The following is a 20,652-nucleotide window of genomic DNA, read 5'->3' as shown; positions in this document are numbered from 1 at the left end:
AGGCTGCAACCGACGCCCGGCCCCCGCCGGGCGTCTTCGTTTCCGGGATCAGGCCGCGCGGCGGGCCATGACCTCCGGTTCGGCCTGCAGGCGGAAGCGCGAGACCGCCACCGCCAGCTGCTCGGCCTGCTCTTCCATCGCGCGTGCCGCAGCACTGGCTTCCTCCACCAGCGCGGCGTTCTGCTGGGTGGTCTCATCCATCTGCACCACGGTCTGGTTGACCTGCTCGATGCCGGCCGACTGTTCGCGCGAGGCGGCCGAGATCTCGGCCATGATCTCGTTGACCCGCCCGACCTGGCCGACGATCTCCTGCATCGTGCGGCCGGCGCCGTGCACCAGCTGCGCTCCGGCACCGACCTGGGCCACCGAAGCATCGATCAGCTCCTTGATCTCCTTCGCGGCACCCGCCGAGCGCTGCGCCAGCGCACGCACTTCGCTGGCGACCACGGCGAAGCCGCGGCCCTGCTCACCGGCCCGCGCGGCTTCCACCGCCGCGTTCAACGCCAGGATGTTGGTCTGGAACGCGATACCGTCGATCACCGAGATGATCTCGGCGATGCGCTGCGACGACGCTTCGATCTGCTCCATCGTCTGCACCACCTGGCTGACCACCTGGCCACCTTCGCTGGCAACGCCCGCTGCGGAGCCGGCCAGGGTGTTGGCCTGCAGCGCGTGGTCGGCGTTCTGGCGTACGGTGGAGGTCAACTCCTCCATCGACGCGGCCGTTTCTTCCAGGTTGGCCGCCTGCTGTTCGGTGCGGCGCGACAGGTCGCTGTTACCGGCAGCAATCTCACCCGCCGCCAGGCGGATGCTGGCCGCCGACTGCTGGATCTGCCCGACGATCCGGGTCAGCTGCTGCACGGTGCTGTTGGCATCATCGCGCATCACCGCGAACACACCGTGGAAGTCGCCCTGCATGCGCGCGCTCAGGTCGCCTGCGGCAATCGCGCGCAGCAGCGTCGACAGCTCGGCCAGGTTGTGGTCGCTCACCTCCATCATGGTGTTGAGGGTCTCCACCATGCGGCGGAAATCGTGATCGAAACGCTGGGCGTCGCCGCGTACAGCGAAGTCGCCGGCCGCTGCCGCGGCAGCCAGCTGCTGGATCTGCTCGTTGATCGCGGCCAAGTTGTGCTTGGTGGTGGCCATGGCGGCGGTGAACACCGCCTTCTCGCCCGGCAGTGCTTCCATGTCCACGCTGAGGTCACCTACGGCGTAGCGCTGCATCACCTCGACCAGGCGCTGGGTGACCGCATTGCTGGAGGCCACCAGCTGGTTGCTGTCGGCCACCATGCGGCCGTACTCGCCCGGGAACGCCGAGGCGTCCATGCGGTAGCTGAGCTCGCCGGCATCGTGGCGGCGCGCCATTTCCGCCTGCGCGGCCATCACCGCCTGCAGCTGGCCACGCATGCCCTGCATCGCCTCCAGCAAGCGGCCCACTTCATCGTTGCTGCGTGCCGGCAGCGTGCTGTCCAGCTTGCCGGCGGCCACGTCGCCCGCCACGCGCACGGCTTCGGCCAGCGGGCGTATCGCCAGGCGGCGCAGCAGCACGTAGACACCGGCGCTGAGGGTCAGCGCGGCCACCACGCCAACCAGCAGCGTCAGCCACAGCAGCTGACGGGCCTCGGCAACGATCACCGCATGCGGCATCACCACGCCCAGCGCGAAGCGCTGCGGGGCGTCGCCCACGCGCAGCGGCACGTACACGCGTACGTTGCCGGCCGCGTCCGGGGTGAAGGCTTCAAACCTGCGGTCGGCGGCAATGTCGGCCAGCATGCTGCGGGTCAATGCGTCGCTGCGCGGCTTGCCGATCTCGGCCGCATTGGCCGATGCCAGCACTACGCCCTTGGGCGAAAGCAGTTCGACGCGGCCGGCGCCCATCGGCGTCAGCGTCGCCAGATGCTTCTGCAGCGCCGCCAGCGAGAAGTCCACGGTGAACACACCGAGGAACCTGCCGTTTTCCACGATCGGCGTGCTCAACGTGCTCATCAGCACCTGCTGGCCGGCGATGTCGTAGGCGTAGGGCTCGCTGACCTTGGGCAGCTTGTCGCGGCTGGGCACCACGTACCAGTCGGCCGAACCGTCGGCGGCTTCGGTGTAGTCGGTCATGGTCGACTGCTGCGGCTTGCCGTCATGCCAGGCCCAGTAGCTCATGTAGCGGCCGCTGGCATCGTGCATCTCGGTATTGGCGAACTCGGCATCCTTGCCATCGAAGGCATCGGCCTCCCACATGGTGCTCTTGCCCAGCCATTCCGGATGGGTACGCAGCTGCTCACCGAGCACGGCCGCCAGGCTGGCGCGATCAGGCACGTCACCCCGCGCACGCTGGGCCAGCACGGCTTCAACCATCGCATCGTTGCTGGCGAAGGCGGTGCCCAGGTCGGCCGCGACCTGGCGCGCCTCGGCATTGGCCTCGCTGGTCATGGTCTGGCGCGAGGCATCGATCAGGCTGGCGCTGGCCTGGCGATAGATCAGGAACGCCGTCAGGCCGAAGCACAGCAGCGCGATGACGGCGGTACCCAGCATCAGCTTGTGGGCGATGCTGCCCGGACGGCGGGCAGCGGCGGAACGGGAAGAAGGCATGGAGGGGTCCGCAAGGCAGTTCAGGACGACCGGCACCGCGAGGGCACCGCGCAGGTGCGCGATCCGTCGCGCAGGCCACCGGCCGCCGGGACCCGCCCGGCGCTGGAAGCGCACCGGGTTAGCGGCCGCCTGCCAACGAGGTTGAGGCGACCGCCCTACACATTCCTGAATGCACTCAGGGACGGGACAGGAACCCGCCCCGGCGTCCCCTATTCGGCCACCCGATCCTTGATCCACTCCGCGCGTGGCAACACCTCGATGCTGCCTGCGGCGTACTGCTGCAGCACGGCGTCCGGCCCGAAACGCGGCTGCCACCCCAGCTCCCTGCGGATGCGGGCGCTGTCGTAGACGCGGTCAACGCTCAGCGGCAACGGCCAGCCGCGGCGCTCGAACTCGGCCAACAGCTGCGGCACGCGCCGGGCCAGTACGTTGCGCGGCTGGGTGGCAAGTTCCAGGCAATCCTCGCGCCGGAACGGGGTTGCCGCGCAGGCGATGTAGCGGGCGAAGGCTGGCCCCTCGTCCAGCAGCAGCGCGGCATGGGCACTGGCCACGTCACGGGCGTCGATCCCACGATGCAACCGGAACATCGCCATCCGCTCCGGCGGTTCCGGGAAGCAGCGCCCCATCCGCAGCACGCGCACGCCGAAGTCCGGTGCGGCCGCAGCTTCAGCCAGGGCCTCGGCCTGCAGCTTGCTGCGGTGGTAGATCGTTCGCGGCAACGGCTCGGTATCCTCATCGATCCAGCGGCATCCTCCTGCCACCACTGCGTGGCCGTACAGCGCAGTGGTACTGGTCAGCACGAACCGCCGTGCACCTGCCTCTCGCGCCGCCTGCAGCAGGTGCGCAGTGGCGTCCACGTTGATCTGCTGGAACACCGCATCCGGTACCAGGCCAACGTGCGGGGCATGCAGGGCCGCGGTATGGATGACCGCGTCGACACCCTGCACCGCGCGCACGACGGCTTGATGATCGGTGACATCGGCAATGATGCGCGTGGTGGCAAACGGGCTGCGATCCAGGCCCACCACTTCATGGGCAGCCGCCAACGCACCGAAGATCGCGCGCCCGATCCGCCCGGAACTGCCGGTCAACAGAATCTTCATTGAGTCCATTCACTCGAAGCGCCCGGGAACTACCGGGATGCCTCGATTCTAGGCATGCGACAACGCATCTGCGATAGCGCGAACGTACAACTGTGCGTTCATCTTGACGACTTCGGCGGCGCCAGCAGTTGACGCGCGATGAACAGCGGGTCGTCACCGCCTGCAACGTCAGGCACGACACCGGTCCGTTCCCAGTTGCCGCCCGTGCGCAGATTGATCGGTTGCCGGTCCGGAATGCTGATCTGATAGCCATCGGGCAGCAGCACAGGATCATCGAACATATGTGCGGCGCCACCACTGCGACCGCCGACGATGCGCGCACGTCCCTGGGCCTGCAGCGAATACGCCACGAACTCGGCCGCCGAGCCCGTGCGGCGGTCGACCAGTATCACCAGCGGCTTCAGGTACAGCGGAAGGCTTGCTGGCGGCAGTGGTACCGGAGTACGCCGGCCACGTTGCTCCAGCACCTGCACCGCGGTGACACCCGACTCCAAGAGGGTACGCACCAGCAGGTCCGCGCTGCCATCATCTCCGCCCCCGTTCTGGCGCAGATCCAGCACCAGGCCCTGGGTATCGGCCAGCAGGGTGAACGCTGCCACCAGCCTGGGCCGTGCCAGATCGAGCGGATAGAAGGTGCTCAGCCGCAGGTAACCGATGTTGCCTTCCAGCACCCGCACCTCGCGCACGCCCGCACCATTGCTGCGTGCATCCGCACGCCAGGCCATCAGCCAGTCGTCCTGGCCGGCGCTGGCATCCACCCGCTCGACATGGAAGTGGCCGTCGAACACGTCCAGATCCTGGTTCAGGCGCGCACTGAAGCCCTTGGGGTCCGTGCAGCTGTCCACATAGCGCTGCTGCCTCGACCAGTCACGCAGTGCATCGGCGATGCGCGCGCCTTCGGCCACGTCCAGGTAGTGCGCCTCTATTGCCGTAGCCGCCGCCTGCAGCACTGTGTCCTGGGCCGGGCAGGACGCCGCCAGCAGCGCGCCCAGCATCCACGAAACCGCCATGACCGCCCCCGCGTTGATGATATATAAGCACTTATATATCATTACGGCCATGGATCTCCAACATGCCAGCCTGGGCACCCTGTTGCGCGCCCTGCTCGATCAGCTCGACCCGGCGGTCGAGCAGGCCTATCGCGACCTGCAACTGGACTACCGGCCGCGCTACACCCCGGTGCTGCGCACGCTGATGGCGCAGGGCCCCTGCCGCATCAAGGACCTGGCGCTGGCCTGCGGGCTCAGCCATTCGGCGCTCAGCCAGACGGTAGCTGCGATGGTGCGCGATGGCTGGCTGCACGCCGTCATCGGCGAAGACAGCCGTGAGCGCATCCTGCAGCTGAGCCCGCACGCACTGCAGGCACTGCCGGCGCTGCAGGCGCAATGGCAGGCCACCGCACGCGCCGCACGCAGCCTCGATGCGGATCTCGGCCAGTCGTTGGAGCAGGTGCTGCGCGAGGCACTGCAGGTTCTGGAGCAGCGGCCATTCGCGCAACGCCTGCGCGACGCCCGCCGGCGCTGACACTGCGCCGGTGCCTCACCTCTTCGCCGACGGCATCTCCCGCTGCGTTCGCCGGTAAGGCCACGCCATCAACCGCGTGCGCACGTGGCGTGAAGGCCATGGCGAGGATGGCGACCTGGACTTAGCACATGATGGCCAAGCATGGGCGCTGCCGTTGACGACGGCGCCGACCCTGCAGCAGGAGAGTCCCATGACCGACCAGAATCACCGCCCCAACCGGGGCTTCGCCTCGATGGACCAGGACAAACAGCGCGCGATCGCCGCCAAGGGCGGGCGCGCGGCGCACGCCTCCGGCAACGCGCACGAGTTCAGCCCCGACGAAGCGCGTGCTGCAGGCCGCAAGGGCGGCGAAGCGATCAGCCGCGACCGGCAGCACATGGCCGCAATCGGACGCGAAGGCGGGCACGCACGCCACGCCAATGCACGCCAGCAACAGCAGCAGATCGAGCACGGTGCAGAGGATCCACACCCCCAGCAGCGGTGAACCCCGCACGATCAGGCCGGGGCACGCTGCCGATACAGCCCAAGCGCCACAAGCAGGGCCAGCGCACCCGCAGCCGCCATCGCCCAACCGAACCCGCTGGCCATCGCACTGCGGTACCAGGCCAGCACCTGCGGCGTGGTGTGCATCGAGCCGGGGTGCAGGATCAGTTCACGCGCCTGCGCAACAAGCCGCTGCTGACCTGCGGCCTGCGCGGAAGCGGTGAACTGCTGTACGGCACGCTGGCCCATCAGGCTGCCCAGCAACGCGATGCCCAGGCTCATGCCTGCCTGGCGCAGCGCGTTCATCGTGGCTGAGGCAATACCCGCGCGTTCGGCCGGTGCGTTGTTCATGATTGCCATGCCGGTCGCTGGCACTGCCAGCCCCATTCCGATGCCAAGCAGCATCAGCACGGCACCGGCATAAGCGCGCGACGTAGCCGGTTCGAACGTGGCCATCACGCACAGCGCCCCCCCGGCCAGGGCGTAGCCCATCACCAGCGCGGCGTGCAGGCCGAGGTGGGCGACCAGACGACCGAACAGCAGCGAGACGACACCCATCAACAGGAACTGAGGAGCCAGCTGTGCGCCCGCCGCCGCGGCGCTGTGGCCCTGTGCCTGCTGGAAGAACAGCGACAGGAAGAACAGGCTCGCATAGGCGGTGAAGCCCAGTACGAAAGAGGCCAGGTTGAGCATGCCGAAGCGGCGGTCGGCAAACAGGTCCAGCGGCAGCAGTGGGCGTGCTACCCGCCGTTCGACGATGCCGAACAGGATCAGCCCGGCAGTTGCGGCGCCCAGCGCCAGAAGCGTCACCCGGGACAGCAGGCCATGCTCGCCGATCGCGATCAGGCCATAGCACAGCGCGCCCAGCGCGACGATGCTGAGCAGCTGCCCGGCCGGATCCAGCGCGGCGTGCTGCGGGTGGCGTCGCTCGGCAATGCCCCAGGCGCCAAGCACAAGCGCCAGCAGCCCCAAGGGCAGGTTGATCAGAAAAATGCTGGGCCAACCGGCGCGCTGCACCAGTGCACCGCCCAGCAACGGGCCGAGCACCAGTGCCAACGCGCTGAAGGCGGACCAGCCACCGATAACGCGCGCACGCTGGCCTGGATCGGGAAATGCGTGACTCAGGATCGGCATCGCACTGGGAATCAACAGCGCGCCTGCCACGCCCTGCACCGCGCGGCCGGCGACCAGGGTCGAAAGGTCCTTGGCGCAGGCGCACAGCAGCGAGCCCAGGGTGAAGGTGGCGACGCTCAGCAGCCACATCCGCCGATGACCATAGCGATCCCCCAACGGACCGGCTGACAGCATCAGCGCCGACAGTGCGATCGCATAGGCGTTGATCACCCACTGCAGGCCTGCCATGTCGGTCCGTAGCGCCTGCTGCAGGGTTGGCAGGGCCACGTTGACGATGCTGATGTCCAGCGAAGCGAGGAACGTACCGAGGTAGGCCGCCATCACCAGGGCGGGCCGTTGGAGGCGTTTCATGCGTGGATCCCGGGGGAGGATGTGCGCGCATCCTAGCGACTGACTGACCGTCGGTCAATGACCGACGGTCAGTCAATACGAAGAGGCCGCTAGAATGGCGGCCGTCACACCCTCATATCGCCCACCATGCAGACCCCAGCTGTCGCCAGGCCTCGCACCAAGCCCGCCGAAACCCGCCGGGAGGAACTGATGGACGCCGCGCAGGCGTTGTTCCTGTCGAAGGGTGTGGACGCCACCACCATCAGCGACATCGTCGCCGCGGCCGACGTGGCCAAGGGCACCTTCTATACCTATTTCGCCTCCCGCACCGAGATCCTGCAGGCGCTGGCGCAGCGCTACACGCAGCAGTTCATTGGCGAGGTCGAGCGGGCCGTGCAGCAGCACCCTGCCGGTGATGGCGCAGCGCGCCTGCGCGCCTGGATCCGCGCCAACGTCGAGATCTACGTGCGCACCCACGCGTTGCATGACGTGGTGTACGCCAACCATCACCACCACCAGCGCGGCAACGCCGAGCGCAATGCGATCCAGCAGCAACTGCTGGGCATCCTCGAAACGGGCAACGCAGCCGGACTGTGGCAACTGCCTGCTCCACAGGTCACCGCCTCGTTGATCTATGCCGGCGTGCATGGCGCCACCGACGACCTGATCGCCACACCGGCACAGGATGCCAATGCCTTCATTGCCGCCGTGGAAGTAGATTGCCTGCGCATGGTCGGCGTTCCGGCAGCTCCGACGCGCGGCGGCAGTCGCCGCTGAAGCAGCGCTCCCCGCTCAGGTGTGGGCGAGAATGTTCAACAGCCGCCCGAACGGGTCGCGGACGAAGAAGCGACGCACGCCCCAGGGCTCGTCGGCCGGGCCATACTCCAGCGGGATGCCGGCCGCGTGCATGCGCTCCAGCACCTGCTGCAGGTCGTCCACTTCGATCGACAGGTCGGGCACCGCAGTACCGGAACCCCCTTCGCTGGCAAAGCTCACCTGCGCCAGCGCACTGCCCTGCCCGCCATGGGTGACGATCCACCCATGATCCATCACCACCGGCATGCCCAGCAGCCCGCCATAGAACGCTGCGGCACGCGCCGGGTCAGGCGTGGCGATGTTGGCGACAATACGTTTGACGGCCATGCGCAGCGGCTCCGATGCGATTCCCCATCCTCGCCGCTGCGTGCATGGCCCGCAAGCGGGCTCAGGCCAGACGCCCGCATCGCCAACCGAGGCGATCGCTGAAACAGAAGAGCCCCGTCGATGACGGGGCTCCACGTACGGCTCAAACGGCGCGACTCACACGCCCATGCACAGATCGACCACGCAGGTGTTGTACGCCTGCTGGCATTCACCGGCATCGGCACCACTGGCCAGGCACATCTGATACGCCCGCCAGCAGGGCTGGTCGCAGGGCTCGACCGGCCCAGCCACTGCCACCGAACCGGTACACGCCAACGCGAATACCGCCACTGCGATCACCTTCCTGATAACACGCATCGCCATCACTCCTTGATAAGCCTGGTGAGCCCAGGCCGGACCACGTTAGCGAGGACAGGGGGAGACGAAGTGAAGCCCTCTGTCACGCACACTTAACCCATTCACAATTTTTCTTTCACATTCATGGGGGACATCGCCACGGATTGGCGTTAACGGCCTTGTTGTCCGTCCATCAAGGAAGTTGCCCGATGAATCACCCGCTGCACGGCCGTTCGTCCCACTCCCGCTCCCCGCTGCACAGCCGCCTCGCCCTGGCGGTGTCCAGCGCTCTGTTGCTTGCAGCCGCATCGCCCGTCATGGCCAGCGAAGCGCTCGACGCATGGCAGCAGCAGCGCCAGCTGCAGGCGGCCTGGGCACAGCCCGCCGTCAGCGCGCCTGCAGCACCGACGGCCACCACGCCAGCCGCAACCGGCACCGCCCTGCTCGGCAATCCGGGCGATGCCGCCAGCTGGCGCAGCGATGAGTTCAACGCCGACTGGGGACTGGGTGCGATGGGCGCCGACTACGCGTATGCCCGCGGCCTGACCGGCAAGGGCGTGCGCCTGGCGCTGTTCGACACCGGCTCGGCACTGGCTCACCCCGAATTCGCCGGCCGCAACACCTCCAGCATCACCATCGGCCCGAACTGTGCGTCACCGGGAACCGTCGGCGGTACCGGCGCGTGCAGCCAGACACAGGGGGATCAACCGGGTATCAACTACTACACGCTCGGCGCGGGCGTGCCTGCTTCCCTGCAGGCCAACATCATTGCCGCAGGCCGTGAATGGGGTTTCCGCTATGCCGATCACGGCACGCATGTCCTCGGAACCATTGGCGCCAATCGCAATGGCACGGGGATGCACGGCGTCGCCTTCGGTGCCGATCTGACGACCGCCCGTGTATTTGGTGACACTTACTACGAGTGGAGGCGCCAGGCGAGCGGAGGCTACCTGCCTGAAGCCGTGGAACGGACGGACCCCGACGACGCAGCCACGCTGGACATGTACGCACAGCTGCAGGCACAGGGCGTGCGTGCCATCAATCACAGCTGGGGCATCTCCACCCGGAACATGACCGTTGCCGCGCTGGATGCCCAGTACGCACGCATCGGCGCCGGCTACGACGTATACGGAAGCATCTACAAGGACAGTGCGAACGCCGCTGCTTCGCAGTTGATCCAGGTCTGGTCGGCCGGCAATGGCAGCGGCGCCGTTGCCGGCATCACCGCGGCGTTGCCGCGCTGGAAGCCGGAGATCGAGCCCTACTGGCTGGCCGTCGCCAACGTTCGCCAGCCCAATGCAGCCAATGGCGAAACCGACTACGTGATCAACGCAGGCTCGAGCATCTGCGGCGCTGCAGCCAACTGGTGCATTTCCGCGCCCGGCACGGCAATCCTGAGCACCATCGTTTCCGGTGACATCCGGGGACGTCTGGAGAAGACCGCAGACTACGTCCGTCTTCTCATCGACAGCCAGAATCCCACGTACGACTACGGCCAGAAGACCGGTACTTCCATGGCCGCCCCCCATATCACCGGTGCACTCGGCCTGTTGATCGAGCGCTTCCCCTACCTGGACAACGCCCAGGTGCGCGACGTCCTGCTGACCACCGCGCGCGATCTGGGTGCCGCAGGCGTCGACCCGATCTATGGCTGGGGCATGGTTGACCTGCGCAGGGCCATCGAGGGCTATGGCTCGCTGCGCGTGGATACCAGCGTGGTGATGAACCAGAAGGCCGGTGGCCTGAAGGTGTGGGAAGGCGATGCCTGGGACGACTGGACCAATGACATCGGCGGCCCCGGCAGGCTGACCAAATCCGGTATCGGTTGGCTGCGCCTGAGCGGCAACAACAGCTTCAACGGCACGTTGCTGCGCGAGGGTACGCTGGAGCTGAACGGCACCAACACCCTCACCTCCGCGGTCGAGGTGCAGGCCGGGCAATTCCTGCTCAACGGCAGCCTGGTCGCCACCGCACTCATCACCACGGGTGGCGTCAGCACAGTCAGCGCCGGCGGCGTGCTGAAGGACGGCAACCTGACCGTCAACGGCGGCGTGGTGTCCTTCAACGGCATGCAGACCGGCGGCACCACCACGGTCGGCAGCAACGGCCTGCTGAAGGGTATCGGCACGTTGGGCAGCACCCGGGTGGACGGCACCATCGCCCCCGGCAATTCGATCGGCACGCTGACCGTCAACGGCAACTACGTGCAGGGCCCGACCGGCGTCTACGCCGCCGAACTCGCGCCTGGCGGGCGCAGCGACAAGTTGCATGTGACCGGTACCGCCACCCTCGGCGGCACCCTGGTCGCGTTGCCGGAACCGGGCATCTACTATCTCGGCGAGCAGTTCAACTTCATCCGCGCCGACGGTGGCATCAACGGCCAGTTCGCGAAAACCGACTTCAGCGCGTTCTCGCCGTTCCTGAAGTTCAGCCTCGCCTACGGTACCAATGGCACCCGCATCGACGTGGCGCGTGGCGCCACGCTGGCCAGTGCAGCCACCACGCCGAACCAGCGCGCGGTAGCGACGGCCGCCGATCTTCTGGCAATCAGCCAGGGCCTGCCCAAGCCGCTGACCCAGCTGTTCCCGCAGCAGGTTGGCGGCGTGCTCGACGGCCTCAGCGGCGAACTGCACGCAGCTACGCCGCTCGCACTGGTGGAAGGCAGCCGCTACGTACGCGATGCTGCGCTGTCGCGCGGTGCAGGGGCAGTCGCGCCGGGCGCCGATGCGGGCGACGCCACCGGCGCCTGGGTGCAGGCTCTGGGCGGCAACAGCAAGCTGGACGGCAACAGCAACACCGCCCGCACCGAAGCCAACAGCAACGGCCTGCTGGTCGGTATCGACCGCGAGTTCTCCGGCTGGCAGGTCGGCGTGCTGGCTGGCACCGGCCGCACCGACGTCAAGCAGCAGGCCCGTCGTGCCAAGTCGAAGATCGACAACACCCACTTCGGTGCATATGCCAGTCACAACTGGGGCGGCTTCGGCCTGCGTGGCGGCGTCGCCTGGAGCAAGCACAAGGTGAAGAGCACCCGCGATGTCGACTTCGCAGGGTTCAGCGACAGCCTGAGCGCACGCTACAACGCGCATACCCGCCAGGCCTTCATCGAAGCCGGCTACCGCTTTGGTGACCCGGAGGCCGGGCTGGAACCTTACCTGCAGGTCGCCCGCGTGGAGGTGGACCTGAAGCAGATCAACGAGCGCGGTGGTGCAGCCGCCCTGCACGGCAAGGTGGACGACACCAGCACCACGATCGCCACCGCTGGCCTGCGCTTCGACAAGGGCCTGAAGGCATCGTTCCAGAAGGACAGCTGGCTGCACCTGCGTGGTGGCGTGGGCTATCGCCGCGCCTCGGGCGACCGCAGCCAGCTGGGCAACCTTGCCTTCGCCAACAACAGCACCGCGTTCGCGGTCGAAGGCGCGCCGATTGCCGACAGCGCCGTGGTGGCCGAGCTGGGGTTGTCGGCGTGGCTGACCCCGCGCCAGCAGCTGGAGCTGGGTTACAGCGGCCAGTACGGCAGTGAAAGCCGCGACCACAGCGCCAACATGCGCTGGTCGGTTCGCTTCTAGACGCGTGTTCTCTTGACGGTTTGGGGCGGCCTTGCGGCCGCCCCTTTTTTTTCAGGTTCCGCCCTGATCGATCAAGCGGCCTTCATCGCATGCTTGCGTGCCCGCATGACGTTGTGGCACTCCTGCACATCCGGCATCAGCTGGGTCACTTCCTGGCGTACCGCCGGCGGCAGATCGTTGTCCTGCAGCACATCCTTGAACGCGCCCAGCAGGCGGTCTTCGGACTCTTCCAGTTCGGCCACGTAGCCATAGTTGGTATCACCAAACGCGGCGCGCACCTTGCCGTAGAACTGCTGCATCGAACCGACCATGGTGCCATGTTCGGCCGGCTTACCACCGCTGGCGGCCACCGAACCACTCAGTGCCGCGACGATGCGGCCCTTGACGCCGGCGATGCGGGTGAACAAGGCCGACAGCTCGGCATCCTTCACCTTGGTGGCCGCTTCTTCATAGAACGACTTGCCGTCACGAGCGATCTCGATCAGGTCGTTGAGGCGATGTTCGATGGTGGACTGGGTGCTCATGGCGTTGCTCCTGTGTGATCGATGTGCGGGGGAGAAAAGCAGCATCACGACGCTGCCTGTGGGAACACTGTGGACACCTCGGCGTGGTTCGCAGGTGAGTACCGGTTGATGCGCACGTCACTTCACCCAACCCGCACTGACTGCCTCACGCCGCAGCGTTTGGCCGTTCACATCGAACAGCCTTCGCCTGCATCACCACGGCACGAAGAGGATGATCAGCACGATCACCAGTACAGCGGCGAGCACTCCCATCAGTACGTTTCGCTGGCGCCAGCTGGGCGTGGGTTTGCCTGGAGTATTCATGTCTGCCTACCTCTCTGCACGGATGACCCCGGCAGCCTGATGGATGTGCGACAGCGAGTACGTGCAGAGTCCGTGCAGGCGACGTATACATCGATATCGACGATGTCGATTCTGGGACCGTCATTCGTCGAATCAGGACGAGGCAGGCCCGTCGGCCTGCAGGAGCGCCCCGATCTCCCCCATCCTCACCGCCTTCGCCACCTCCCCCGACCGCGGCCAGGGCCTGCCCCGTGACATGCGCGTGCGCTGGGCACTGGAGGAGCTGGGCGTGCCCTACGACGTGCAGCTGCTCACCTTCGCCGAAATGAAGCAACCTGCCCACCTGGCGCGGAATCCATTCGGGCAGATTCCTACCTGGCAGGACGGCGACCAGGTCCTGTTCGAGTCCGGCGCAATCGCCGTGCACCTGGCCGAGCTACACCCTGGCCTGCTGCCGCGCGATCCGGATGCTCGCATGCGCGCGATCATGTGGGTGTTCGCTGCGTTGAACACAGTCGAGCCGCCCATCGTCGAGCGCTCGATGGCCTGGGTTCTGGAGCGCGAACAGCCCTGGTATGCGCAGCGATTGGTGATGCTGGACGAGCGCGTGCGGATGCGTCTCTCACAGCTGTCCGCATGGTTGGGCGCGGCGGCGTGGGTTGACGGCGAGTTCGGCGTGGGCGACCTGATGATGGTCTCGGTGCTGTTGCGCCTGAAGAGCAGTGGTCTGCTCGATGAGTACCCGCTGCTGGTTGCCTATGTGGCACGGGCGACGCAGCGTCCCGCCTATCAGCGCGCGTTCGCGGCGCAGTTGGCGGTATTCCAGAACGGGTAGCTCCACGCCACGCGTGGAAACACTCAGGGCAACCTGCGCCGGCAGGCGGCCTGTACCAGCATCAGCTGCGCCACCAGGATCAGCATCGCGCAGCCTGACAGCAGCCACGGATCGATGTACCACTGCGCGTTGAAGCTGAAATCACCAGCGGAAATGCGCTTCCAGCCGTTGAAGTGCTGCATTGCCGCGACCACGAACGCGAAGCCACCACTGGCGAATGCAAGCCAGGGCACGACGATGCCGCCCGGCCGCGCGAACAATGTCAGCACGCCCAGCACACCGATGACAGTGCGTTGTACGCGGCAGTACGGGCAGACATAGGCCATCCCGCTCCATTCCACCGCCCAGGCCAACAGGCTGACCAGCACGGCCGCGCCTGCGGCGGTGTACAGGACTTTCGGCGTGATCGTCATGCCACCCTCGTTTGCCATCCCGCACTCCTTCGTTCAAAGACCCGGGCAGCGTAGCAGCGCCGCAGCCTCATCCCTTCTTGATGACGGTCCGCTTGCCGAGGGTGCTGGTCTTGCCAGCAGTCGGCCTGGCCAAGCCAGGAATCAGGAAATCGGTGGCCTTGTGGCCCATCGACACCTTGGACGCCAACCAGCGCGGCATGCGCCCGCGACCGGTCCAGGTCAGGCGCTTGTATTCCGGGTCGCGATACTTGGGCGCGACTTTGCCGGATTTGCGGCGGGCGGGCTTGCGCGCGGGCGCAGGTGTTTCCGAGGCTTCACCACCGAAGAGTTCTTCGAGGGTGTAACCAGCTTCGGCCGCAGCGGACTTCAACATCCGCCGCACCGCGCTGGCCGGGCGGCGGCTGGAAATGAGCTGTTTCCGCTGTTCAGCGGCAACCACCAAGGCGCCCAGCTCCCGAAGGCTGAGCGATTCAATATCGATCGTCATGGTGGAAAGGTCTCCTGCGGGCGGCCAGCTGTCAAGGCGCTTTGCCCGCTACGTAGACACGGGCTTCACTGCCGGTGGGCTCCGATCGCCTTCGCCAGCCATCTCCGAGGAAACCGACGTGAGCCACTCATCGCATTCGCTCGCCTACCTGCTTGCGCGCATCCTGCTGATGGCGCTGTTCCTGGTATCCGGCATCGGCAAGCTCGGCGACCTCAACGGTACCCAGGGCTACATGGAAGCCATGGGGGTACCCGGCATCCTGCTGTGGCCCACCATCGCCTTCGAGATCGGCAGCGGCCTGTGCATCCTGCTGGGCTTCCAGACCCGGCTGGTGTCGGTCGTGCTGGCAGGTTTCAGCGTGGTCACCGCTTTCATCTTCCACCACAACTTCGCCGATCAGACCCAGCAGATCATGTTCCTGAAGAATCTGGGGTTGGCCGGTGGGTTCCTGCTGCTGGCCTGCACCGGGGCCGGGCGCTACAGCATCGATGGGCGCGGGCGGCGCGGATGAGCACGCGGCATGCCGCCATCACCCCTGGCTCACGGGCTGGACGCGCTGCAGACGCAGGTTGCGCCATGTCGGCGGGGAGCTGCGGAAATCCACCGCTTCGCCATCGCTGGTGAACAGCAGGCCTGGCTCCACTTCAGTGACCAGGCGGATGCCATCGATGTACAGCCAGCCCTGTCGCTGCTCCAGCACCACGGACATCGACGGTTTCCCCCATTGGTCGATGCGATAGCGCCCCAGCCAGGGTTGCCAATGGGGCGCGTGCGGCCCGGTGGACCCATCGATGGGATCGTTCTGGTCCAGGCCATCCTCGCCGTTCGTACATTCCAGGTGCGCCGGCAGCATCTCCGTCGCCGCATGGTAACGGTACGTCGCAACCTCTCCATCGGTGTCCACGGTGAACAGCTGATCGCCGTCGAGGGCCGCAAAACGGCTGCCCAGAGCTTGCGCCCCACGATGCAGTTGCAGTTCACCGCTTCCGGCAATCACGATCTTCGCCTTGCCGCTGCGCCCGATCCAGTTTCCCGCCATCTGCTGCATCTGGTCCTGGTTCAACCTGATCGGCGCCAAGCTTGACAGGGGCACACGCGGCTGACGGGGCCCGAAACGCGCCGACAACAGCTGATCGAGCAGATGCTCGCCGATGCCGTACCCCGCAGACGTCGCGCGATTGAACATCGCGGCAAATCCAGCGTTTGCCTGCCTGCAGTAGGTGAACACGCACCCGAATCCGAAGCCCCCGCCGCGGTGGTGCAGCAGCCGCACCGGTGTACTGCCGTAGAGGCGTTCGCTGCGCATGACACCGAGCCCGTAGTCACCGCCCAGGCCGAAACCATGCATCTCGTCCCAGAAACGGGGCTCAAGCAGCTGCTGCGCACCGGCTTGGCCGCCACCGAGCAGGAAGCCAAGATACTTCGCCATGTCGGCGGCACTGGTCCAGACGCCTCCCGACACCACCAGCGGCGTCACCGGCGGTACCTGCGCATGGCCATCCTGGGTTCCCAGTGCCCGCCCCTTGCTTGCCAGGTAGATCGAGGCATCGGCCGTACTGTCGTGCATTCCCAGCGGCTCGAAGATCCGGCGCTGCAGCCAGGCCGGATAGCTGATGCCCGCAACCTGCTCAAGGACATGACCGGCAAGGTCGAAGCCCAGGTTGGAGTAGCGATAGCGCGTACCCACCGGAAAGCGCAGCCATGTCTGCGAGATGCTGCGGACGTGCGCATCAAAGCCCGGCGACGCCGGTTCGTAGTTGTTGCCCAGGGGCGCCTCGTGCGTGAATCCCGCGCGATTGGCAAGCAGCAGGCGCAGGCTGATGCGCTCCTGTGGAGCATGCTCGAAGCGGCTGCGCACCGTGAACGACGGCAGATAGCGGGTAATGGGCGCGTCCAGATCAAGGATGCCGTCCTGCACGGCCAACAGCACCGCCACCGCCGCGAAATTCTTCGAGGTGGACTGGATGCTGAACATCGTGCTGGCGTCTACGGGCACGCTGCCCTGGCCTGATGCGTGACCGAAGCCTTCAGTCCAGCGCACCTGCCCGCCTTCGACCAGGCAGACGGCAGCGGCACCGATGCCGCTGCCTTGCATGGCGGAGCGGATCACGCCGCGCTCCGCGTCGATCAGGCTCGCGGTGGTGACGCTTGGCCGCGCCAGGGTAGCAACACCGGTAGGCATGAGCGCGGCCGCAGGAACAGCCGCGGCATTGGCCAGGAAGGTGCGACGGCTGAGCGTACCAGGCATCAGATCACTCCACTTCAGGATGCCGCCATCTTCCCGCCAGCAGAAATAGCAGGGCATGTGTCATTCGGCATAGAGTGCGGTGATCGATGGTGCTGCACCTTCGCCGGCTGCGCAGGCCTCAGCCCGGAGGGTCCGGCAAGCGGATTCCCTGCGCCAAAACAAAGGCGCGGGACTCGCTCCAATAGGCCTGTGGCGGTTCCCGCAGCTCTGGTCGCGCCCAGTAGTCGTTGCCATGCAATGCGCTCATCACATGGCACCAGCCGTCACGCGGATCGTGAACCTGAAATCGCCCGCGATGATGGCGCGGATGATACGCGTAGTAGCCAAGCGCCTCCTGGCGCGCTTCATCCGGCCAACGACCCGCCTGATGGACCAGCGTCCATGCACGCATGTGGCGCGCATGCGCGAGCGCGCCAAGGTACTCGTCCTCATCCAGCAGTGGGACCCGCTCACTGCGGGCCAGGCACAGTGCGTCCGATTCGGCTTCGTAGCCCAGCGACGGCTCCGCCAGTTCCGGGTGCTGCTGCCAATACCCTTCGCCCTTCACGTGCAGCATCGCCCAGTGCCAGGGCTCGTCGTGGAAGATCAGCGCGTGTTCGTATTCGCGGCCGGGGCTATGGTCGGGATAGCGCTTCCGTGCCTGTTCGAGCGCCTGCGCCTCGGGCACCTGGCCATAGTGGACCAAGCACCAGGCAAACAGGTGCCGGCAGTCTTCGATTTCGGTGGTGAAGTCTTCCACCGGGGTATCGTTGCTGGCCATGGTCGATCCCTGTGTGCGGATCAGATGGTACCGACGCTGCAGGTCGCGGGGGTGAGCGATGAGGCCTGCGACCGGTCATGCGAGGTCGGTTGGTGGCCCATCAGCTACCGCAATATCAATTTAAACCATTGATTGTATTGCCATTTAATCTACTTCAATCCACTTTGGACTCACTAATCGACTCACTTCCCGAGCCTCTAGGCCGAGGGATCCAGTTCTGGCATCTAGTCGGTTCGACTATCGTAATCCGCTCTCCGAGACACTTCGCTTGCAATCAATCCGCGGACACGGCTCATCCCCAAGCCCTGGCCACTAAGAAGTCACCGCCAAACTGTCAAACTCGCAGGCGGTCGCATCCCGCGGCTCTACATCAGGGAATTGGCAATGTTAAGGAAGCTTGTACTCGCCGCATCGGTTGCGACTTCAGTCGTGTCAGCTGCACAAGCGCAGAATACAGAGAATGAGTGGATCACCGTCATGGAAGAGCATTTCGATGACCCTAGTCTCAGCTACTGGATCCCGTGGGCAGGGGATGTGACCGACAAGTCCGGGAAAGTGTCGTACACCTACAAGCCTGGAAATGCGTTCGTGGCCCAAGGAGATGCTGTCTTCCGCGGTGATGTCCAAGACACCTTCCCGTTCTATCAGACAGGTGGCATCTACTACCCTAGGTACTTCACCTATGGTCGCTACTCTGCCCGTGTGAAAATGACTAATACGCCAGGCGTCATTCCCGCATTCTGGCTGGTGTCATATGGGCCTGCATGCGGTGAGATAGATATCTTTGAGGCCACTGGGCTGCAGAAGTCCGACCCACGCACGATCAATGTGCAACATTACTGGTTTACGAACCCTGCCGATTGCTCCACCGCAGTGGCGGATGCAACGCTTTCAGCCTACACCAAGCTTGGATCTGTCGACTATTCCAGCAACTATCATGTGTTCTCCGCAGAGTGGAGCCCCATCCACATCGCATACTCTGTGGATGGAGTGGAGTTCTATCGAACAACACTGAATATTCCGAGCGTTCCAATGCTCGTGAATCTTAATACTAATCTTGCACCTCCGACTACAACACCTGGAGGCATCAACAATCGGATGACATCCAACACCGTTCTGCCTGCAGATTTTCATGTCGATTGGGTCAAGGTGGAGCAGTTGGCACCACGATCATGTCCTGCGCGAGGCGATCATGCCGGAAGTCTCCGCCGCGCCAATGGCAGTTGCGCTGCAGTGCGCTCTGTGGACTACAACGGCGATGGTGGCGGCGACGTCATCCTGTACAACCCATCCTCTGGCAGCGCGTCGGTGGCAACCGGACAGCTGGCCCCCCATGCGGGCCTGGTGACCCATTCGCTGACGGATGCCCCCTCGGCGCCATGGGCAACCTCGGCCAAACTGGTCAGTGGCGACTTCGACGCCGATGGGTTCTCCGATCTGCTGGTGCACGGCGGCGACGGTAGCGTACGGCTCCACTATGGACGTCCTGACGCTCGATTCACCGAACATCTTCCATCACGCACTGCATGGAATGTGGGCAGTCAATTGATGGCAGGAGATTTCAACGGTGATGGACGGAGCGACGTACTCATCCTGCAGGACAGCGGCGCTCTCGAGATCCGCTACGGAGGCAGTGATCGCGGATTGCGCTTCGCCCCACAATCGCAACGGCAGGTCGCCCTGGGCAGCCGCCCGCATGTTGGCGACTTCAATGGCGACGGCCTTGATGACCTGTTGCTGTATGGACCCAACGGTGAGGTCGACCTCTTCTACGGACAGGCCACCGACGGACTGCGCGCAGAACCCGGTCAGCATGATCAATGGCGGGCTGGCCATACATTGAAGATTGCGGATTTCAACGGCGATGGATACAGCGATGTGCTGATCTATGCCGCCGACGGAGCCACTGAGATCCGCTATGGGCAGATGAACGGCGGTTTGCGCTTTGCACCGAGCACCGCCGACCTATGGTCCACCGGGCACACGCTGTTGACGGGTGATTTCAACGGCGACGGCAGAGACGACGTTGTGATCTATGCAGCGAACGGACACTCCGAAATCCGCTACGGCCAAGCCGGTGATGGTCTTCGGTTCTCCGCGCAGAGCGTCTCCAGCTGGAGCCCTGGGCATCACTTGTTGACCAACGACTTCGATGGCGACGGGCGCACCGACGTTCTCATCCAGTCGGCGAATGATGATGTGGAAATCCGGTACGGGCAGGCAACGGATGGCCTGCTGTTCTCACCAGCTTCCGCAACCCGCTACAACCCTGGCTGGCGCTTGCACACCGGGATCCGCTGAGCCAAGCACCCCGGTTGCGAGGAATCGCGACCGGGGCCTCCAAGAGTGGAATTGGATCGTTCGATGAACACGATAGGCTCCTAGTCAGTAGGGAGCCGGCATTGCGCCGGCATAGATGAGAGGCCTTGGCCTCTCCCTATCGTGTTATGGGTTTGAAATCAGGTTGAGTGATCTTCGGGGTTCCGGCTTGGCTTTCACTGTGGCAGGGTGCAGCTAGGCGCGTAGGAGCAGATCCATATGGGCACCCCAGAAACCGACGTCTCCCTGCTGAACGAGATCAAGGCACTTCGACAGCAAATAGCGGTGCTATGCGTCGATCTGTCCGGCAAGGACTGGCTTACAGCAGACGAGGCCGCCCACTACTGCGGCGTATCAGTTAGCCAGTTCAATGCCCGCGCCCACGAATACGATCTCGATCCGCGAAAGTTCATGGGAAAAAAGCTCTATGCGAAGGGGGCTCTGTATCAGGCAATCTATGGCGCCAAGGCTTGGACGCGCTCCTCCGTAGCTTCCACGCCCACCCTAGTGGCAACCTCGCCTGATATGAGGGAGGCGCTGGTCCGGCTGCGGCGCTATGACGAGCGCAAGGGGAAGCGCTAGTGG

The 20,652-nt window shown here is 65.4% G+C and carries 19 protein-coding genes; 8 read left to right on the top strand and 11 right to left on the bottom strand.

The window, feature by feature from the left end; translation table 11 throughout:
- Positions 1 to 48: 48 nt before the first annotated feature.
- From QRO91_RS04300 to QRO91_RS04290, 3 genes are all read right to left on the bottom strand, one after another.
- Positions 49 to 2,580 carry a methyl-accepting chemotaxis protein gene (locus tag QRO91_RS04300; protein ID WP_197650468.1) on the bottom strand — a complete coding sequence of 844 codons (2,532 nt, stop codon included), beginning with the start codon at positions 2,578 to 2,580 and terminating at the stop codon, positions 49 to 51.
- Between the two features lie 209 nt (positions 2,581 to 2,789).
- Positions 2,790 to 3,683, bottom strand: a complete 894-nt coding sequence (locus QRO91_RS04295; protein ID WP_005414561.1) for an NAD(P)-dependent oxidoreductase — start codon at positions 3,681 to 3,683, stop codon at positions 2,790 to 2,792.
- A 98-nt stretch (positions 3,684 to 3,781) separates the two neighbouring features.
- Positions 3,782 to 4,693 carry a S41 family peptidase gene (locus QRO91_RS04290; RefSeq protein WP_049429459.1) on the bottom strand — a complete coding sequence of 304 codons (912 nt, stop codon included), beginning with the start codon at positions 4,691 to 4,693 and terminating at the stop codon, positions 3,782 to 3,784.
- A gap of 49 nt (positions 4,694 to 4,742) precedes the next feature.
- Between QRO91_RS04290 and QRO91_RS04285 the strand changes: the two genes are divergently transcribed.
- Together QRO91_RS04285 and QRO91_RS04280 are read left to right on the top strand one after the other, a co-directional pair.
- Positions 4,743 to 5,207: a MarR family winged helix-turn-helix transcriptional regulator gene (locus QRO91_RS04285; protein WP_049429458.1), complete on the top strand. Its 465-nt coding sequence runs from the start codon at positions 4,743 to 4,745 to the stop codon at positions 5,205 to 5,207.
- A 190-nt stretch (positions 5,208 to 5,397) separates the two neighbouring features.
- Positions 5,398 to 5,691 (top strand): KGG domain-containing protein, encoded by a 294-nt coding sequence (locus QRO91_RS04280; protein WP_197650467.1) that lies wholly within the window; start codon positions 5,398 to 5,400, stop codon positions 5,689 to 5,691.
- 11 nt (positions 5,692 to 5,702) lie between these two features.
- On the opposite strand, the gene QRO91_RS04275 is transcribed toward QRO91_RS04280, so the two are convergent.
- Positions 5,703 to 7,175 (bottom strand): MFS transporter, encoded by a 1,473-nt coding sequence (locus QRO91_RS04275; protein WP_049429456.1) that lies wholly within the window; start codon positions 7,173 to 7,175, stop codon positions 5,703 to 5,705.
- Positions 7,176 to 7,301: 126 nt separating this feature from the next.
- Here QRO91_RS04275 and QRO91_RS04270 point away from each other — a divergent pair, with 126 nt between their 5' ends.
- On the top strand, positions 7,302 to 7,931 hold the full coding sequence (locus tag QRO91_RS04270) for a TetR/AcrR family transcriptional regulator (protein WP_049429455.1): 630 nt from the start codon (positions 7,302 to 7,304) through the stop codon (positions 7,929 to 7,931).
- A gap of 15 nt (positions 7,932 to 7,946) precedes the next feature.
- On the opposite strand, the gene QRO91_RS04265 is transcribed toward QRO91_RS04270, so the two are convergent.
- Together QRO91_RS04265 and QRO91_RS04260 are read right to left on the bottom strand one after the other, a co-directional pair.
- Entirely contained in the window at positions 7,947 to 8,297 is a 351-nt protein-coding gene (locus QRO91_RS04265; RefSeq protein WP_005411161.1) for a VOC family protein, read from the bottom strand.
- A 156-nt stretch (positions 8,298 to 8,453) separates the two neighbouring features.
- Positions 8,454 to 8,654: a hypothetical protein gene (locus QRO91_RS04260; protein WP_197650466.1), complete on the bottom strand. Its 201-nt coding sequence runs from the start codon at positions 8,652 to 8,654 to the stop codon at positions 8,454 to 8,456.
- 188 nt (positions 8,655 to 8,842) lie between these two features.
- Between QRO91_RS04260 and QRO91_RS04255 the strand changes: the two genes are divergently transcribed.
- Positions 8,843 to 12,199 (top strand): autotransporter domain-containing protein, encoded by a 3,357-nt coding sequence (locus QRO91_RS04255; protein WP_285310294.1) that lies wholly within the window; start codon positions 8,843 to 8,845, stop codon positions 12,197 to 12,199.
- A 71-nt stretch (positions 12,200 to 12,270) separates the two neighbouring features.
- Here QRO91_RS04255 and QRO91_RS04250 read toward each other — a convergent pair whose 3' ends face one another.
- Complete coding sequence (locus tag QRO91_RS04250; RefSeq protein ID WP_049429452.1) at positions 12,271 to 12,723, bottom strand: PA2169 family four-helix-bundle protein; 453 nt, start codon at positions 12,721 to 12,723, stop codon at positions 12,271 to 12,273.
- A gap of 475 nt (positions 12,724 to 13,198) precedes the next feature.
- Here QRO91_RS04250 and QRO91_RS04245 point away from each other — a divergent pair, with 475 nt between their 5' ends.
- Positions 13,199 to 13,840 carry a glutathione S-transferase family protein gene (locus QRO91_RS04245; protein WP_049429466.1) on the top strand — a complete coding sequence of 214 codons (642 nt, stop codon included), beginning with the start codon at positions 13,199 to 13,201 and terminating at the stop codon, positions 13,838 to 13,840.
- Positions 13,841 to 13,863: 23 nt separating this feature from the next.
- Here the strand turns inward: QRO91_RS04245 and QRO91_RS04240 are convergent, their stop codons facing one another.
- Entirely contained in the window at positions 13,864 to 14,271 is a 408-nt protein-coding gene (locus tag QRO91_RS04240) for a hypothetical protein (RefSeq protein WP_049429451.1), read from the bottom strand.
- 49 nt (positions 14,272 to 14,320) lie between these two features.
- Positions 14,321 to 14,740 (bottom strand): H-NS family nucleoid-associated regulatory protein, encoded by a 420-nt coding sequence (locus tag QRO91_RS04235; protein WP_049429450.1) that lies wholly within the window; start codon positions 14,738 to 14,740, stop codon positions 14,321 to 14,323.
- Between the two features lie 118 nt (positions 14,741 to 14,858).
- Here QRO91_RS04235 and QRO91_RS04230 point away from each other — a divergent pair, with 118 nt between their 5' ends.
- On the top strand, positions 14,859 to 15,251 hold the full coding sequence (locus tag QRO91_RS04230) for a DoxX family protein (protein WP_100443696.1): 393 nt from the start codon (positions 14,859 to 14,861) through the stop codon (positions 15,249 to 15,251).
- 18 nt (positions 15,252 to 15,269) lie between these two features.
- Here QRO91_RS04230 and QRO91_RS04225 read toward each other — a convergent pair whose 3' ends face one another.
- Together QRO91_RS04225 and QRO91_RS04220 are read right to left on the bottom strand one after the other, a co-directional pair.
- Positions 15,270 to 17,045 carry a serine hydrolase gene (locus QRO91_RS04225; protein ID WP_285310293.1) on the bottom strand — a complete coding sequence of 592 codons (1,776 nt, stop codon included), beginning with the start codon at positions 17,043 to 17,045 and terminating at the stop codon, positions 15,270 to 15,272.
- Between the two features lie 61 nt (positions 17,046 to 17,106).
- Positions 17,107 to 17,748 (bottom strand): hypothetical protein, encoded by a 642-nt coding sequence (locus QRO91_RS04220; RefSeq protein WP_049429448.1) that lies wholly within the window; start codon positions 17,746 to 17,748, stop codon positions 17,107 to 17,109.
- Positions 17,749 to 18,225: 477 nt separating this feature from the next.
- On the opposite strand from QRO91_RS04220, the gene QRO91_RS04215 reads away from it, so the two are divergent.
- Complete coding sequence (locus tag QRO91_RS04215; RefSeq protein ID WP_285310292.1) at positions 18,226 to 20,049, top strand: FG-GAP-like repeat-containing protein; 1,824 nt, start codon at positions 18,226 to 18,228, stop codon at positions 20,047 to 20,049.
- A gap of 237 nt (positions 20,050 to 20,286) precedes the next feature.
- Entirely contained in the window at positions 20,287 to 20,649 is a 363-nt protein-coding gene (locus tag QRO91_RS04210) for a hypothetical protein (RefSeq protein WP_285310291.1), read from the top strand.
- The last annotated feature ends 3 nt before the right edge of the window (positions 20,650 to 20,652 follow it).

Origin of the sequence: Stenotrophomonas maltophilia group sp. Smal32, assembly GCF_030237085.1 — a bacterium.
GTDB lineage: Bacteria > Pseudomonadota > Gammaproteobacteria > Xanthomonadales > Xanthomonadaceae > Stenotrophomonas > Stenotrophomonas maltophilia_Q.
Note: the sequence above shows the minus strand (reverse complement) of the source record. Positions and strands in the feature narration are given on the sequence as shown.